Genomic DNA, 14,738 nt, shown 5'->3' with positions numbered 1-14,738 from the left:
GGTTTGGAGTCACGCGCATTGGGGACTTGACAGCCGACTGACCGGCGGGGAAGCGGAGTTGGCAAACGGAATCATTGCCAAACCTTGAAGTCGGCCGAGTTCATGGGTTCAATCCGCAGGAGTCCCTCACGGAGCGGAGAAGACCTTGTCCAGTCTCGGTGTGCGAAGCACCAAGTCCTGCCTGTCCCCCCGTGAGCGTGAAGTGCTGGCGTATATCGGCGCGGGACTCACCTACCACCAGACGGCCAGGAAACTGGGTATCAGCGTCCACACGGTCGGCACCTATTTACGGCGCATACGCACCAAGCACTTCGCCCCCACGCTGGCCGACCTGGTGCGGCTGAGCATCGCCGAGGACGTCCGCCCGTTCCGCTGACGGCGGTCCGCCGTACCCCTCGACAGACCCCGGTCCGCGCGCTACGACCCTTATATGTCCAAGCGAACCCGCAAACGCAAATGGCGCCTGCGCAAGAACCGTGCCAACCACGGCCGCAGGCCGGCGTAAGGGAGCGACCCTCAGGCCGCGGGATCCGTCATGGGATCCGCGAGGAGCTCCTCCGGGTCCCGCGGTCCCCAGAGCGCGGTGAGCAGCAGATGCACCGCCATGGCCGCGACCGGCCAGGCCAGCAGCATGCCCTTGGCGCCCAGCCGCAGCGGCGCGTCGAAGACCACGCCCTTGCCCACCGCCCGGGCGTGCGCCGCCACATCGGAGGTGGGGCCCAGCCACATGCCCAGCCGCCAGGCGAGCAGCGAGGCCAGTACGGAGCCCACCGCCAGTCCGGCCACCAGCGGGATCCCGCCCGTCCGGCGCCACCAGAACACCACCGCGGCGCTCAGCGCGCCGAAGCCCAGGCTCAGCAGGGCGAAGACACCGTCCGCGCCGATGGCCTGCTCCCCCTCGGTGTTCCTGAGGTAGACCGCCTTGCCGTCCGAGATCAGCGGCACCCGGGGTGCCAGCCATACCCACAGCAGCCCCAGCAGCACTCCGGCCACGGTGACCGCCACCGCCACCAGCACGGCGGGGAGCAGTTCGGCGCGCAGCGCGGCCGGCTCCCGGCCGGGACGGACGTCATCGTCGGTGGCGGGAGAGGGCGGCGGGGTCTGCGGTGCGCTCACCCCGCCATCGTGCCATGTCACCGCACCGCCGCCCGACGGTAGGCCCAGGTGGCGAGAGCCAGCGAGAGGACGCCCACGGCCGCGCACACCCCCAGGTCGGCGGTGACCAGCGGCCAGTCGGGGCGGGCGTCGAAGCTGTGGGCCAGGGCCTCCACGCCATAGGTGGAGGGCAGCAGGTCGCGTGCCCAGCCGATCGGCCCCGGCAGATGGGAGGCGGGCAGCACGCCCAGCAGCAGCGCCGCCGACATGCCCAACTGGCCGCCCAGGGTGGCCAGTTCCGGCCGGGGGGCGAGCAGGCCCAGGGCCGCGCCCAGCCCGGACAGCGCCGCTCCCGCCAGCGGAACCACCCCGGCCAGCACCCAGAGGTGGGCCAGCGGCAGTTTGAACAGCACACTGCCGGCCACCGCCGTCACCGCGGCGCCGGGCACGGTGAAGGAGGCGTACGCGCCGGCGGCGCCCAGCACCACCGCGGCCGGCGGCACCGGAAGGGTGGCGTAGTGGTCCAGGCCGCCAGTGGCCCGGAGCTGTCCGAAGTACTGGGCAAGCAGGTTGAGCGCGACAAAGGCGACCACCAGCACACTGGAGCCGGCCACCACGGCGCGGGCGTCCTCGCCGCCGGAGACCACCCCGCGCATCAGGATCATGATGCCGATGGACTGGAAGGTCGCCACGAACAGCAGCGGTATCCGCGCCACCCGGGCCCGGGACAGCTGCGCCCGGTAGACCGCCGAGAGCGCGGGCAGCAGCCGCGCCCCGGGCGCCAGCGGGGCCGGCTCCGGCTCCTCGCCCGCGTCCCGGCGGGCGCCGGGCAGTCTGCCGGCCGTGGCCTGTGCGGTTACGGCGCTACCGGACGCGGCGCTACCGGACAACGTGGTCATCCCTTCACCAGTCCCTTGGCCTGACCGCCGCCGAGCGCCAGATAGACGTCCTCCAGACTCGGGGTGGCCAGGGTGAAGTCGTCCAGTGCGGCGAAGGCGGGCCCGCCGGTCACCGCGGCCACCGCGGCGCGCGCCTCGGCCGGGGCGAGCCGCAGCGACCAGCGCCGTCCCGCCTCCTGGGCGCCGCGCCGCAGGGCGGCCACCGCGGGCACGTCCAGCGGGGGTTCGTCCCGCCAGACCAGCTCCACCCGCACCTCGTCGCCCACCAGGGCCTTGAGTCCGGCCGGGGTGTCACAGGCGATGATCCGGCCCGCGTCCAGCACCGCGACCCGGTCCAGCACCGTCTCGGCCTCGATGACGTTATGGGTGACCAGCAGCACCGTGGTGCCCCGCTCGGCGCGGCGGCGGTCGACGGCGGCCCAGACGGCGCGGCGGGCCACCGGGTCCATGCCGGTGGTGGGCTCGTCCAGGATGAGCAGCGGACGGTCGCCCACCAGGGCGGCCGCGAAGCAGGCCAACCGGCGCTGACCGCCGGAAAGTTTCTTCAGGGGCCGGGCGGCGATCGCGGTCAGCCCGAGCTCCTCCAGTACGGCGTCCCGCTCGGCGCGGGCGGTGCGCAGGTCCAGCCCGCGCAGCCGGCCGGTGGTCTCGGCGGCCAGGGCGACGGTCAGCTCGTCCAGGGCGCTGGACTCCTGGCCGAGGTAGCCGATCAGCCGGGCCGCGCGCTCGGGGTGGCGCACCAGGTCATGGCCGAGCAGGCTGATCCGGCCGGCGTCGGGCCGCAGCAGTCCGGTGAGCTGACGGACCAGGGTGGTCTTGCCGGCCCCGTTGGGGCCCAGCAGGCCGAAGATCTCGCCGCGCCGGATGTCCAGGTCGATCTCGTCGGTGGCGCGCACCGCGGGCGTGCCGGGCGTACCCCGGCGGGCCCTCCCGGCCGGATACTCCTTGACCAGGCCGCGCACGCTGCACATCATCGCGTCCTGCCCCAAGCCCGTACTCACGAGCTATGAGGGTACGCGCCCGCCGCCGCGCGGCTTGCCGTGGGGCCCCCGAAACCTAGTCCCCGGCCGGCGCATGCTCCGCCGCCGTCCGCGCGTCGATCTCCCGCCAGAACCCGGCCCGGATCGCATACCGGTCGTGCTCGTCGATCTGGTCGTCCTTGTGTGCCAGCAGCCCGAACCGGGCCGCGTACCGCAGCAGCTCCCCGTCGATCCGGTGCGGGATCCGCGGATACTCCGTGGACAGATGCTGCAACTGTGCCTGGTCGGTGATCCGCTCCGTCCACCGCCGGGCGAACACCTGCCCGACCTCGAAGGGGTCGCCGCTGACCGTGGTGATGTCCTCCTCCCGGTCCGCCCACCGCTGCTCCGCGCTGGTGAGCTGGGCCAGGGTTGGCAGGGCGGCGATCTCCGGGGACTCGCCCAGACCGTTGCCGGGCCCCCGGTCCACCCAGCCCTTGTCCGAGGACCACCGCAGGGTGGCGTTGGTGGCGGGCACCGGGCCGGGGGCGGCGGGCCGGCCCAGCCCGGCCAGGTCCTTGGGGGTGGGTACGGACCGCGCGCCGGCGCCGTCGGCCCGTTCCCCCGCCAGCGCGGCGGGAACGGCGGGCCGTACCCCGTTGCGCCCGGCGGGCCGGGCCTCGGCGGCGGGCGCGGCGGCCCCGGCGGCGGCCGCGGCCGGCTCCGGCAGCGGCGCGGAGAGGATCGCGGCGATCTCCGGCTCCGGCGCGGGCTGCGGGGCGCAGGCGCCGGTGAGCTCCTTGGCCCGTACCGCGCGGGTGATCCAGGTGCGGTCCAGCACCCGGCGTTCGTCCGCCTCGGCGACCAGGTCCTCGGACTGGTTGTAGTCGCCGTCCGCGGCCTGCACCGCCCACAGGTGCACCGCGACGCCGTGTTCCTTGGCGGACATCAGGCCCGGCAGCAGGTCGCCGTCGCCGGTGACCAGCACCACGTCGGAGCAGGCCCGGTTGCGGGCCAGTTCGGTGAGCTCGGCGTGCATGGCCGCGTCCACGCCCTTCTGGCCCCAGCGGCCGTCGCTGCTGCGGGTCAGCGCGCCCAGCCGCACGGTCACCCGGGGCATCACCCGCAGCCTGCGGTGCTCCGGCTGGGGGACCCGGTCGGGGGCGCCGTCGAACCAGTAGATCCGCAGCAGCGGCTGTCGCGTCTCGTCCTCGGCCCGCTCGCGCAGGCCCTGGATGAGGGTCGCATGGTCGACGGTGATGCGGGACCGGGCCGAGTCCCCGGCCAGCAGGCTCGCGGCGGCGCCCAGCAGATACCCGGCGTCCACCAGGACGACGCAGCGGTCCACGTTCCACCCTCTTTCCCTTGTCGTTCCCTGTACTTCGTCAAGGCGGTCGCCCCGGCACGGCGGTGCCCCGGTTGGGTGTCGGCTTTCCCTGGAGTCTGCCCGACCATGCGGGGGTTATCAGTCCGAACTGGATCATCGGCGTGGCGGATACGGCCTGTGGCCGATAAGTCTCGCTGTCACACAGGGTTATGGACCGAAATGCGTGAAGTATCGGCATGTGCCAGGGTGCTGTGCGGGGGTATCAGAGTGGAGGCAAGCACAGTCATGGCCAAGAACAAGAAGCAGGATCGCAGCCAGCAGAAGTCCGCGCCGCAGAAATCGCAGAAGTCGTCGGCGGAGCACCAGGTCGAGCAGCGGATCACCCAGGCCACCCCCGCGGATGTGGCCCGTAAGGACAAGCAGCGCCGTTTCGGCCACAACTGACCGGCGCTCGGACGCACTTCGGGGGCGCGCCCACGGTCCGTAGGCGCGCCCCCGATGCGGGTACCCGGGCTCAGCCCGCCAGGCAGGACGGTCCGAGCAGCACCTTGAGGTCGCCGAAGAGGGCCGGGTCGGGCGTCACCCGGTGCCGGTCCAGCCGCAGCACGGTGGTCTTGCGGGCACCCTGGAGCTTGATGCGCACCTCGGTGGAGCCCTTGTGGTGGGTGAGCACCTGGCCCAGCTTCTCCACCAGCGGCGGGGTGACCTTGACGGTGGGGATGGTGATGACCACCGGGGCGTTGCTGCCCGCGTTGGACAGGTCGGGGACCATCAGCTCCATGGCGACCAGGCGCGGGATGTCCTCCCGCTTGTCCAGGCGGCCCTTGACGAACACCACGGCGTCCTCCACCAGTTGGGTGGAGACCAGCTGGTAGGTGGCCGGGAAGAACATGCAGTCGATGGAGCCGGCCAGGTCCTCCACGGTGGCGATGGCCCAGGCGTTGCCCTGCTTGGTCATCTTGCGCTGGAGGCCGGAGATGATGCCGCCGATGGTGACGATCGCCCCGTCCGCGTGCTCACCGCCGGTGAGCTGGGAGATGGCCGCGTCCGCCTTGTCGTTGAGGACATGCTCGATGCCGAACAGCGGGTGGTCGGAGACATAGAGGCCGAGCATCTCCCGCTCCTGGGCGAGCAGATAGGACTTCTCCCACTCCACATCGGAGAACTCCACGTCCAGCCCGAAGCCGGGGCCCTCGTCGGCGGTCTCGTCGCCCATGCCGCCGAAGAGGTCGAACTGCCCTTCCGCCTCCTTGCGCTTGACGGCCACCACGTTGTCGATCATCGGCTCGTAGTGCGCGGTGAGGCCCTTGCGGGTGTGCCCCATCTCGTCGAAGGCACCGGCCTTGATCAGCGATTCCACGGTGCGCTTGTTGCACACCACCGCCTCGACCTTGTCCAGGAAGTCGGGGAACGAGGTGTACTTCCCCTTGGACTTGCGGCACCGGATGATCGAATCCACCACGTTGGCACCGACGTTGCGCACCGCGGTCAGGCCGAAGAGGATCACATCATCGCCCTGGGCGGCGAAGTTGGCCTCGGACTCATTGACATTGGGCGGCAGGACCTTGATGCCCATCCGGCGGCATTCATTGAGGTAGGTCGCCGACTTGTCCTTGTCGTCCTTGACCGAGGTGAGCAGCGCGGCCATGTACTCGGCCGGGTGGTTGGCCTTGAGGTAGGCGGTCCAGTAGGAGACCAGGCCGTACGCGGCGGAGTGGGCCTTGTTGAAGGCGTAGCCGGCGAAGGGCACCAGCACATCCCACAGCGCCTGGATGGCCTCGTCCTTGTAGCCGTTCTTCCGGGCGCCCTCCTGGAAGATGGTGAAGTTCTTGGCCAGTTCCTCGGGCTTCTTCTTGCCCATGACGCGGCGGAGGATGTCGGCCTCGCCCAGCGAGTAACCGGCGATGATCTGGGCGGCCTTCTGCACCTGCTCCTGGTAGACGATCAGGCCGTAGGTGACGGCCAGGACCTCTTCCAGCGGCTTCTCCAGATCCGGGTGGATCGGGGTGATCTCCTGCTGCTTGTTCTTGCGCAGGGCGTAGTTGGTGTGCGAGTTCATGCCCATCGGGCCCGGCCGGTAGAGCGCGGACACGGCGGAGATGTCTTCGAAGTTGTCGGGCTTCATCAGCCGCAGCAGCGAGCGCATGGGGCCGCCGTCGAACTGGAACACGCCCAGGGTGTCGCCGCGCTGGAGCAGGTCGAAGGTGGTGGGGTCGTCCAGCGGCAGTTCCAGCAGGTCGATGTCGATGCCCTTGTTGGCCTTCACCATCTTCACGGCGTCATCCATGATGGTGAGGTTGCGCAGGCCCAGGAAGTCCATCTTCAGCAGGCCCAGCGACTCACAACTGGGGTAGTCCCACTGCGTGATGGTCACACCGTCGCTGTGCCGGACCCAGACCGGGACATGGTCGGTGATGGTCTCACTGGACATGATCACGCCGGCCGCGTGCACACCCATCTGCCGCACCAGGCCCTCCACACCGCGCGCGGTGTCGATGACCTTCTTCACATCTGGCTCGTTCTCGTACATCCCACGCACCTCGCCCGCCTCGCTGTAGCGCGGGTGGCTGGGGTCGGTGATGCCGGAGAGCGGGATGCCCTTGCCCAGGACGTCGGCGGGCATGGCCTTGGTGATGCGGTCGCCCATGGCGTAGGGGTAACCCAGCACCCGGGCCGAGTCCTTGATGGCGTTCTTGGCCTTGATGGTGCCGTAGGTGCCGATCATGGCGACCTTGTCGGCGCCGTACTTCTCGGTGACATACCGGATCACCTCACCGCGCCGGCGCTCGTCGAAGTCGATGTCGACATCGGGCATGGAGACGCGCTCGGGGTTGAGGAACCGCTCGAAGATCAGGCCGTGCGGGATCGGGTCGAGGTCGGTGATGCCCATCGCGTAGGCGACGATCGAACCGGCCGCGGAACCACGCCCCGGGCCCACCGCGATGCCGTTCTTCTTGGCCCACATGATGAAGTCGGCCACCACCAGGAAGTAGCCCGGGAACCCCATCTGGATGATGACGTCCATCTCGTACTCGGCCTGCTTCTGCCGGTCCTCGGGGACGCCGCCGGGGAAGCGGCGGGCCATGCCCCGCTTGACCTCCTCCTGGAACCAGGTGACCTCGGTGTAGCCGTCCGGCACATCGAACTTGGGCATCAGGTCGCGCTTCTCGAACCAGCCGGTGGTGTCGACCTGCTCGGCGACCAGCAGGGTGTTGCGGCAGCCCTCCTGCCAGGCGTCGGAGGAGTCGACCGCGTACATCTCGTCCGTCGACTTCAGGTAGTAGCCGGAGCCGTCGAACTTGAAGCGGTCCGGGTCGGAGAGGTTCTTGCCGGTCTGGATGCACAGCAGGGCGTCGTGCGCGCCCGACTCATGGGCGTAGGTGTAGTGCGAGTCATTGGTGACCAGCGGCGGGATGCCCAGCTTCTTGCCGATCTCCAGCAGCCCGTCGCGGACCCGGCGCTCGATCTCGATGCCGTGGTCCATCAGCTCCAGGAAGTAGCGGTCCTTGCCGAAGATCTCCTGGTACTCGGCGGCCGCCTTGTACGCCTCCTCGTACTGGCCCAGGCGAAGCCGGGTCTGCAGCTCGCCGGAGGGGCAGCCGGTGGAGGCGATCAGACCCTCGGACCACTGGGCCAGGGTCTCCTTGTCCATCCGGGGCCACTTGGTCAGCCAGCCCTCGGCGTAGGCGTCCGAGGAGAGCCGGAAGAGGTTGTGCAGGCCGGTCCGGTTGGCCGCCCAGATGGTCTTGTGGGTGTAACCGCCGGAGCCGGAGACATCATCGCGCTTCTGGTGCGGCTGGCCCCACTGGATGCGCCGCTTGTTGCGCCGGGACTCGGGGGCCACATAGGCCTCGATGCCGATGATCGGCGTGACGCCGGCCTTCTTGGCCTGGTGGAAGAAGTCATAGGCGCCGTGCAGGTTGCCATGGTCGGTCATGGCGATATGCGTCATGCCCATCTCATTGCAGGCATTGAACATGTCCTTGAGCCGCGCGGCACCGTCCAGCAGCGAGTACTGGGTGTGAACGTGCAGGTGCGTGAAGGGCGGCTTGCTCACGACGGGAGACCTCCGGCGGCGGACGGGTGACGGCAGGCAATGAAGGTTACCGGCCGCGCCTCAGGGGGCCGGGCCGCACCGACAGCCGCACGCTTCAAGGCGACCATACGAATGCATATTCGAGTAGCGGATGCCCCGGAGCCGCCCTTTAGGCGCGGCTTACCGCAAGCCATGACAGACTCGATTCCTATGGACATATCGGCGGCACGATGGCGCGCCCTGCGCGCGGCGCTGTTCACGGCGCTGTGCGTGCTGCTGTCCACCGCCTGCCAGGTCCTGCTCTCCGGCCGCCCGCTGCCCCTGCCCCCGGTGGCCGCCGCCGGCGCCGGCATCTTCGCCCTGGCCTACGCCCTGGCGGGCCGCGAGCGCGGCTACTGGCGGATAGCCGCCCTGCTCATCCCGCTGGAGCTGGCGGCCGGCGCGGCGCTCAGCACCGGCCAGGACACCTGTTACGACCGGGCGGGCCATCCGCTCCCCGGCGCCCTCACCCTGATCTGCGGCGGCCGGCTGGGCACCCCGCTGGCGCACTCCATGGCCGCCATCCCCTGGCTGCTGCCGGCCGCCCATCTGGCGGTGGCCCTGCTGGCCGCCGCCTGGCTGCGCCGCGGCGAGGCCGCCCTGGCCGGGCTGCTGCGCACCGCGGCCGCCGCGGCCTTCCGCCCGCTGCGGCTGGTGACCTCACCCCTGGCCCCTGACGAGCGGGTGCGCGCCCGGCCCGTCCACCGCTCCCGCACCCCGCTCCCCCGCCCGCTCCTGCTCCACTCCGTCGTACGGCGCGGACCTCCGCCGGCCCCGGCAGCCTCGGCTGCCCTCGGCTGACCGGAAACCCGCCTCAACACGGAGATCAAGAGACACCATGAGCAAGCGCAACAACTGGGACAACAAGCAGTCCGCCCGCGACCGGCTGCGCGCCGAGCGCGAACGCCAGGCCAAGAAGGACAAGACCAGGCGGCAGCTGCTGGTCGGCGGCGGAGTGGTGGCCGTGCTGGCCATCGCGGCCGGCATAGGCGTGGCCGTCAGCCAGCTGGGCGGTGGCGGCGGCAGCGCCCACTGGACCGCGGCCGCGGACAAGACCCTGGTCAAGCCCGCCAACACGGCCGGCGACCAGGGCACCCAGGTGGTCATCGGCGACAAGAACGCCAAGCACACCCTGGAGATCTACCAGGACATGCGCTGCCCGATCTGCTCGGTCTTCGAGCAGAACGTCGGTGACACCATCGGCAAGGACATCAAGGACGGCAAGTTCAAGGTCCAGTACACGATCGGCACCTTCCTGGACAAGGGCTTCGGCGGCACCGGTTCCAAGGCCGCGCTCAGCGCCCTGGGCGCCGCCCTCAATGTCAGCCCGCAGGCGTTCTCCGACTACAACAAGGCGCTCTACGCCAAGGACAACCACCCCGAGGAGACCAAGGACTCCTACTCCAGCACGGACACCCTGCTGAAGGTCGCCGACCAGGTGCCGGCGTTGAAGGACAACGCGCAGTTCCAGAAGAACGTCAAGGACGGCACCTTCGACAAGTGGGCCCTGGAGATGTCCGCCACCTTCGACAAGGCCAAGGACGTCTCCGGCACCCCCACCATCAAGCTGGACGGCAAGAAGATCGAGGTGGACTCCCCCAACGGCAAGGGTGCGCCGATGACCCCGGAACAGTTCAACCAGGCCATCGACCCCCTCCTGAAGTCCTGACCCGGTAGCTCCCCCGTCCCCTCCACGATGCCGAACCGTGACACGACAATTGCGGCGTGTCGTGGCACACTTCCGCATCATGAAGGGGACGGGAGTTCGGTTGCGGGCGCTGCGCGCCACGCTCTTCACCGCGCTCTGCGTCACCCTCTCCGCGGCCTCCCACATCCTGCTCTCCCGGATGCCGCTCCCCCTGACCACGGTGGCGGCGCTCTCCGGCCTCTACTTCTGCATATCCTTCGCCCTCGCCGGCCGTGAGCGCGGCTACTGGCCGATAGCCGCCCTGCTCATCCCGCTGGAACTGGCCGCCGACACCGTCTTCACCACCGGCCAGCAGGCGTGTTACGGCCCCGGCGGCGGCCCGGTCTCCGGCCCCCTGCACTCCCTGGGCATCGACCTGGTCTGCCATGGCGGCCCCGTGGGCACCCCGCTGGCCCGGATGGCCGCCGCCCCGGACAGCCCGGCCCAGATCATCGGCTCCGCCGGCCCCTGGCTGCTGCTGGCCGTCCATATCGCCGTAGGCCTGCTGGCCGCCGGCTGGCTGCGCCGCGGCGAGGTCGCCCTGGCCCGGCTGATGCGAGCGGTCGCCGCCTCCGCCTTCCGCCCCCTGCGGCTGGCCGTCGCCTTGCGCGCCCCGGTACGCCCCGCGAACCCGGGCATCCGCCCAGCCCGCGATACCTTCCGCCTTCGCGCGCTCCCCCTGCTCATCCACTCCGTGGTACGGCGCGGACCTCCGGTGGCTCTTGCCGCCTGAGCGTCCCAACACCCGTATATCCACCCGGAGAAGACATCACCATGAGCACCCGCAACAACTCCCAGAACAAGCAGGCCGCCCGCGAGCGGCTGCGCGCCGAGCGCGAACGCCAGGCCAAGAAGGACAAGACCAGGCGGCAGCTGCTGGTCGCCGGCGGCGTGCTGGTCGTCCTCGCGGTCGCGGGCGGCATCGGCGTGGCGGTCACCCAGATGAACAACGGCGGCGACAGCCACTGGAAGGCCGCGGCCAGCAAGACGCTCGTCAAGCCGGCCAACACCACGGGCGACAACGGTGACGAGATCATCATCGGCGACAAGAACGCCAAGGAGACCCTGACCATCTTCGAGGACCCGCGCTGCCCGGTGTGCTCGGGCTTCGAGCAGAGCGTGGGTCCGCTGGTCCGCCAGGACATGAAGAGCGGCCGCTTCAAGGTCCGTTACATCCTGGCCAACTTCATCGACGACAACCTCCCGGGCACCGGCTCCAAGAACGCGGTCAGCGCCCTCGGTGCCGCGCTCAACGTCAGCCCCGAGGCCTTCCTCGACTACAAGGAAGCCCTCTACTCCAAGAAGAACCACCCCGACGAGCAGGACGACGCCTTCTCCGACGACCAGAAGCTGCTCGACATCGCCCAGCAGGTCCCGGCGCTGAAGGGCAACGCAGGCTTCGAGAAGAACGTCAAGGACCATGTCTACGACCGCTGGGGCCTGGAGATGGGCAAGCTCTTCGGCAAGGACGGCGTCAACGGCACCCCCGCCCTGCTGCACGGCAAAAAGCAACTGACTGTGCCCGGTCCCGACGGCCACCCCGTACCGCCGATGACCCCGGACATCTACAACTCTGTAATGAACAAGGAGTTCGGCCCGCAGAAGAAGTAGCGAATAATGCAACTGGGCGGACAACCCAAGCATAGATTGTCCGCCCAGTTCTGTTACGCAAACTCAGGCGGTCGGCAATTAACGGCTACCTCACGCCCGGCAAGGACCCGAAGAAGAGCAAATTGCCCCGCAGAGGGCATCACCCTCTCCAACGAACCCGCAGATACCTCATCAAGCCACTTCACGCGAGATCATTCGCAAGGGCCACTCTCAAAGAAGTAATCGACACCCTGGTCCTTATTCGACATGCGCCAGAGAGCAACCTTGTGGCCAGCCCTCTGAACCCACTTCTGCCAGGAGTAAATAGTCCCGTCTGAATCCACGAACGACCAGGGTGCGCACCAGTTGTGGCTTACCTCGGCCTTACTGGGGCTAGCACTGGCCGTGGAAGCCGAAGCTATCCCAAGCCCTGCCGCAAGAAGCCCCGCAGTTACTCCACCAGTCACCCAACGACCTACACGATTACGCAATTTCTACCCCTTCCTTTCCCGTCCTCACTCGCCGCCGATTTGCGGCAACCGAAAAGTAGCAACACCCCTGCGATCTGGGCGACCGGTTTCCGGCCAATGTGAACTTTCGATCCAGCCACGCTGCACCCTTTATAGCTAGCCACACAAAATATCAAGGTTGATTTCGGACACCACAGATCCTCAGCCGAGATCGAGCAGCATCACGTCATGGACAACCGCGCCCTCCCAGGGCCGCGCCTCACCAACCTTGCGGTACCCCCAAGCCCGGTAAGCGGCCAACGCCGCCTCGCTGTCCTGACGGACATTGAGCAGCACCCGTTCCGTCCCGGCATCCTGGAGCAGGGATTCATGCAGGCGGCGCGCCACACCCCGCCGGCGCCATGACGCGCGCACGGCGAGTTCCATAAGCCCGAAGGTACGGTGCCCGTCCTCGTGCCTCATCTCCTCGGGCACGGGCGCGAGGAGTTGGTCCCACCAGCCCGTGTTGGCGCCGAGCGGGTAGCCGTATGCCATGCCGATGGGCTCACCCTCGGCGGTGCGGGCCAGAGTGGCCCGGAAGGTGCGTTTGCGGGTCTGGGAGCGGAAGCGCCGGAAGGTGGCCGCGACTTCGTTCTCGGTCTCGTTGTAGGGCGGCTCGGCGAATACTTCGGCGTAGACGAGCCGGATGGCATCCTCGGCTTGCATGGCGGCGTCCCTGTCCATGCGTTCAACCTTGAATGGGCCCTGCTGTGTCATGAAGAGTTCCCCCGGAGAGTCACCACCAACACCCTGCCCGACGCACCGGTCTGCCGAGGTCGCCCATCAGATTTCGTATGGATCTTCATCCATGCCAATGCTGATGCGATGCAGTACATCCCGAAGACCTGAGGGCGCCTTGGTCAATTCCCGCCCCCTACTGGCCACCTTTTCCAGCAAGTTGAGGGTCACCACTGAAGACATCTCAGCGAGAACCGGTAAAAGCTTTCCCGCCTCTTCCTCTGCCTCGCGCCAGGAACTGGCCTCCAGAAGGCAGTCCAGGAGTCGCACGGATGCGACGTTTCCATACCCCACATGCGCCTCCGACCAGAACTCCATCGCACGCACAAGAACGGGAATGGCTTCGCGCCACCGCCCGGTGACATGGAGTGCCCGGCCTTGCTGCCGGTCTATTTCCCTTTCGGTTACCCACCACGCCCAGTAGGGCTCATCATCCGGCCCGCTGTCCTGCAGCAAGGACCGCGCGCGATCGAAAGAGCGAGCCGCCTCGGAGGGTTGTCCCGATGCCGCCAGACCTTGCGCCTCTCTGGCCCGAAACATCGCCTCTACTCTAGGGGTCAGAGCGTGCCGCTCGATAACGGAGCGCGCAATGGCCAACTCCTCCCGCGAGCGCCCGGTCCACCCGGCCAGCATCCCCATGTTCTGAAGCGTGATGAGCTCCACGGACCGGTCACGGGAAAGCTGCGCGAGGAATAGTGCCTCCTGATTGAATCTGCGCGACGCCGTGAACTTCCCTTCATTGAACAACGCCCACCCGGCAATCTCCGCCAACTCGGCCGCTGCCGACTGGACATCGCGCTCACACTTGGCCGTTACACAGGAGCCGTCACCCAGGCGCCGGTGCACGGTCTTGAACGAGCGAGCGGCCATTTCGGCGATCGGAAGGCCGTGCATCTCGTTGTCGAGAGCGACCAGGCGCGCCGACATTCGGCGAATGCCATGCGCGAATTCGTCGCCCCTCGCCACACTCAGACCAGGTGGGCGGTCGCGCTTCGCCAACTCCACGGCCGCACAGGGCACCTTGAGATCGGCGATCGTCACACCCAACGCCTGAGCGATGAAAGGCAGCCACTCCCGTGGTGTGCGCCTGCCCAGTTCATACCGGCTGATCTCCTTGCGGCCGATCGAGTCCGCACTGAGGCCCGCTATACGGCACGTCTCGCGTCCCAGGCGTGCCTGACTCCACCCTCGCTCATCGCGGAGACGTCGGATGTTGGCCCCGATGACACTCCCCATGCCCCCATTCTGGCCGACAGTAGGCCGACGGCGGGCGGACATTGGGCGGCTGGACGGTCAACCCGTGGGACGGAAGGTTGAGCGCCAACAAGCACGTACCCCCGCGACGGGTGAGCGTCCGGGGGCGTGGCCAACGCTAACGAGGAGCGCTGACATGCTCGACCCTATCCGCCGCCGGCTCTGCAAAGCCAGGCCGTCCCGCAGGGCTGCCATCGGGCTCGCCCTGGTCCCTATGGGCACCTCCGTCGTCGGCCACCACGGCATCAACCTGCTCTCCTCCCAAGGAGGGGAACGATGAGCCGCCTTGTCGCCGGGTTCGCACGATGGCGCATCATCACGCACAAGATCCCCGGCAACCCACTTGCCGCCCACGAGCTGGAATGCCTGGGCTGCGCCGAACGCTCCGGCCCCGGCGCCGACTTCAACAGCTGTCGCAGCTGGGCCTTCGAGCACACGGGCCGCAACTCCGGCCATGACACCTACCGCGAGATCGTCCACAGGTACTGGCAAACGCAGCTCATGGAGTGAGGGGCTACCAGCGAAACGGGCCCGCAACTGCGGGCCCTCACGCCGCCATTAGCCCCGCCCCCGTACCGTAACCGCCTGCCCGCGATCTCAGTGGA

The 14,738-nt window shown here is 68.8% G+C and carries 14 protein-coding genes; 7 read left to right on the top strand and 7 right to left on the bottom strand.

Translation table 11 applies throughout. From position 1 onward, the window contains the following. The first annotated feature begins 160 nt into the window (after window positions 1–160). Entirely contained in the window at window positions 161–376 is a 216-nt protein-coding gene (locus tag ACIHFE_RS03810) for a response regulator transcription factor (protein ID WP_400104145.1), read from the top strand. Window positions 377–516: 140 nt separating this feature from the next. Here ACIHFE_RS03810 and ACIHFE_RS03805 read toward each other — a convergent pair whose 3' ends face one another. From ACIHFE_RS03805 to ACIHFE_RS03790, 4 genes are all read right to left on the bottom strand, one after another. Then, window positions 517–1,116: an ABC transporter permease gene (locus ACIHFE_RS03805; protein WP_400104144.1), complete on the bottom strand. Its 600-nt coding sequence runs from the start codon at window positions 1,114–1,116 to the stop codon at window positions 517–519. A gap of 17 nt (window positions 1,117–1,133) precedes the next feature. Further along, the gene (locus ACIHFE_RS03800) at window positions 1,134–1,994 is read right to left on the bottom strand and encodes an ABC transporter permease (protein ID WP_400104143.1); all 861 of its coding nucleotides are present in this window, start codon (window positions 1,992–1,994) and stop codon (window positions 1,134–1,136) included. Next, window positions 1,991–2,965, bottom strand: coding sequence for an ABC transporter ATP-binding protein (locus ACIHFE_RS03795; protein WP_400104403.1), 975 nt, complete (start codon window positions 2,963–2,965; stop codon window positions 1,991–1,993). The genes ACIHFE_RS03800 and ACIHFE_RS03795 overlap by 4 nt, the downstream gene beginning before the upstream one ends. 85 nt (window positions 2,966–3,050) lie before the next feature. Continuing rightward, window positions 3,051–4,301, bottom strand: a complete 1,251-nt coding sequence (locus ACIHFE_RS03790) for an NYN domain-containing protein (protein ID WP_400104142.1) — start codon at window positions 4,299–4,301, stop codon at window positions 3,051–3,053. 264 nt (window positions 4,302–4,565) lie between these two features. Here ACIHFE_RS03790 and ACIHFE_RS03785 point away from each other — a divergent pair, with 264 nt between their 5' ends. Then, on the top strand, window positions 4,566–4,724 hold the full coding sequence (locus ACIHFE_RS03785; protein WP_400104141.1) for a hypothetical protein: 159 nt from the start codon (window positions 4,566–4,568) through the stop codon (window positions 4,722–4,724). Window positions 4,725–4,794: 70 nt separating this feature from the next. Here the strand turns inward: ACIHFE_RS03785 and dnaE are convergent, their stop codons facing one another. Beyond that, entirely contained in the window at window positions 4,795–8,337 is a 3,543-nt protein-coding gene (dnaE, locus tag ACIHFE_RS03780) for a DNA polymerase III subunit alpha (RefSeq protein ID WP_400104140.1), read from the bottom strand. Window positions 8,338–8,526: 189 nt separating this feature from the next. Here dnaE and ACIHFE_RS03775 point away from each other — a divergent pair, with 189 nt between their 5' ends. The 4 genes from ACIHFE_RS03775 (at window position 8,527) to ACIHFE_RS03760 (ending at window position 11,653) form a co-directional block, all read left to right on the top strand. Further along, the gene (locus ACIHFE_RS03775; protein WP_400104139.1) at window positions 8,527–9,156 is read left to right on the top strand and encodes a hypothetical protein; all 630 of its coding nucleotides are present in this window, start codon (window positions 8,527–8,529) and stop codon (window positions 9,154–9,156) included. Window positions 9,157–9,193: 37 nt separating this feature from the next. Beyond that, on the top strand, window positions 9,194–10,024 hold the full coding sequence (locus tag ACIHFE_RS03770) for a thioredoxin domain-containing protein (RefSeq protein WP_400104138.1): 831 nt from the start codon (window positions 9,194–9,196) through the stop codon (window positions 10,022–10,024). A gap of 79 nt (window positions 10,025–10,103) precedes the next feature. Then, complete coding sequence (locus ACIHFE_RS03765; protein WP_400104137.1) at window positions 10,104–10,775, top strand: hypothetical protein; 672 nt, start codon at window positions 10,104–10,106, stop codon at window positions 10,773–10,775. A gap of 41 nt (window positions 10,776–10,816) precedes the next feature. Further along, window positions 10,817–11,653, top strand: coding sequence for a thioredoxin domain-containing protein (locus ACIHFE_RS03760; protein ID WP_400104136.1), 837 nt, complete (start codon window positions 10,817–10,819; stop codon window positions 11,651–11,653). 650 nt (window positions 11,654–12,303) lie between these two features. Here the strand turns inward: ACIHFE_RS03760 and ACIHFE_RS03755 are convergent. Together ACIHFE_RS03755 and ACIHFE_RS03750 are read right to left on the bottom strand one after the other, a co-directional pair. Then, on the bottom strand, window positions 12,304–12,825 hold the full coding sequence (locus ACIHFE_RS03755; RefSeq protein ID WP_400104135.1) for a GNAT family N-acetyltransferase: 522 nt from the start codon (window positions 12,823–12,825) through the stop codon (window positions 12,304–12,306). 99 nt (window positions 12,826–12,924) lie between these two features. Then, the gene (locus tag ACIHFE_RS03750) at window positions 12,925–14,115 is read right to left on the bottom strand and encodes a helix-turn-helix domain-containing protein (RefSeq protein WP_400104134.1); all 1,191 of its coding nucleotides are present in this window, start codon (window positions 14,113–14,115) and stop codon (window positions 12,925–12,927) included. Window positions 14,116–14,409: 294 nt separating this feature from the next. Between ACIHFE_RS03750 and ACIHFE_RS03745 the strand changes: the two genes are divergently transcribed. After that, window positions 14,410–14,643, top strand: a complete 234-nt coding sequence (locus tag ACIHFE_RS03745) for a hypothetical protein (protein ID WP_400104133.1) — start codon at window positions 14,410–14,412, stop codon at window positions 14,641–14,643. The last annotated feature ends 95 nt before the right edge of the window (window positions 14,644–14,738 follow it).

The sequence above is a fragment of the Streptomyces sp. NPDC052396 genome, assembly GCF_044593195.1.
Lineage (GTDB): Bacteria > Actinomycetota > Actinomycetes > Streptomycetales > Streptomycetaceae > Streptomyces.
Note: the sequence above shows the minus strand (reverse complement) of the source record. Positions and strands in the feature narration are given on the sequence as shown.

What these genes read in the sequence shown, in the direction of transcription:
- ACIHFE_RS03755 (WP_400104135.1), bottom strand. Translation starts at nt 12,825, where the DNA reads ATGGACAGGGACGCCGCCATGCAAGCCGAGGATGCCATCCGGCTCGTC.
- ACIHFE_RS03760 (WP_400104136.1), top strand. Translation starts at nt 10,817, where the DNA reads ATGAGCACCCGCAACAACTCCCAGAACAAGCAGGCCGCCCGCGAGCGG.
- ACIHFE_RS03770 (WP_400104138.1), top strand. Translation starts at nt 9,194, where the DNA reads ATGAGCAAGCGCAACAACTGGGACAACAAGCAGTCCGCCCGCGACCGG.
- ACIHFE_RS03785 (WP_400104141.1), top strand. Translation starts at nt 4,566, where the DNA reads ATGGCCAAGAACAAGAAGCAGGATCGCAGCCAGCAGAAGTCCGCGCCG.
- ACIHFE_RS03750 (WP_400104134.1), bottom strand. Translation starts at nt 14,115, where the DNA reads ATGGGGAGTGTCATCGGGGCCAACATCCGACGTCTCCGCGATGAGCGA.
- ACIHFE_RS03775 (WP_400104139.1), top strand. Translation starts at nt 8,527, where the DNA reads ATGGACATATCGGCGGCACGATGGCGCGCCCTGCGCGCGGCGCTGTTC.
- ACIHFE_RS03795 (WP_400104403.1), bottom strand. Translation starts at nt 2,965, where the DNA reads ATGTGCAGCGTGCGCGGCCTGGTCAAGGAGTATCCGGCCGGGAGGGCC.
- ACIHFE_RS03745 (WP_400104133.1), top strand. Translation starts at nt 14,410, where the DNA reads ATGAGCCGCCTTGTCGCCGGGTTCGCACGATGGCGCATCATCACGCAC.
- ACIHFE_RS03800 (WP_400104143.1), bottom strand. Translation starts at nt 1,994, where the DNA reads ATGACCACGTTGTCCGGTAGCGCCGCGTCCGGTAGCGCCGTAACCGCA.
- ACIHFE_RS03765 (WP_400104137.1), top strand. Translation starts at nt 10,104, where the DNA reads ATGAAGGGGACGGGAGTTCGGTTGCGGGCGCTGCGCGCCACGCTCTTC.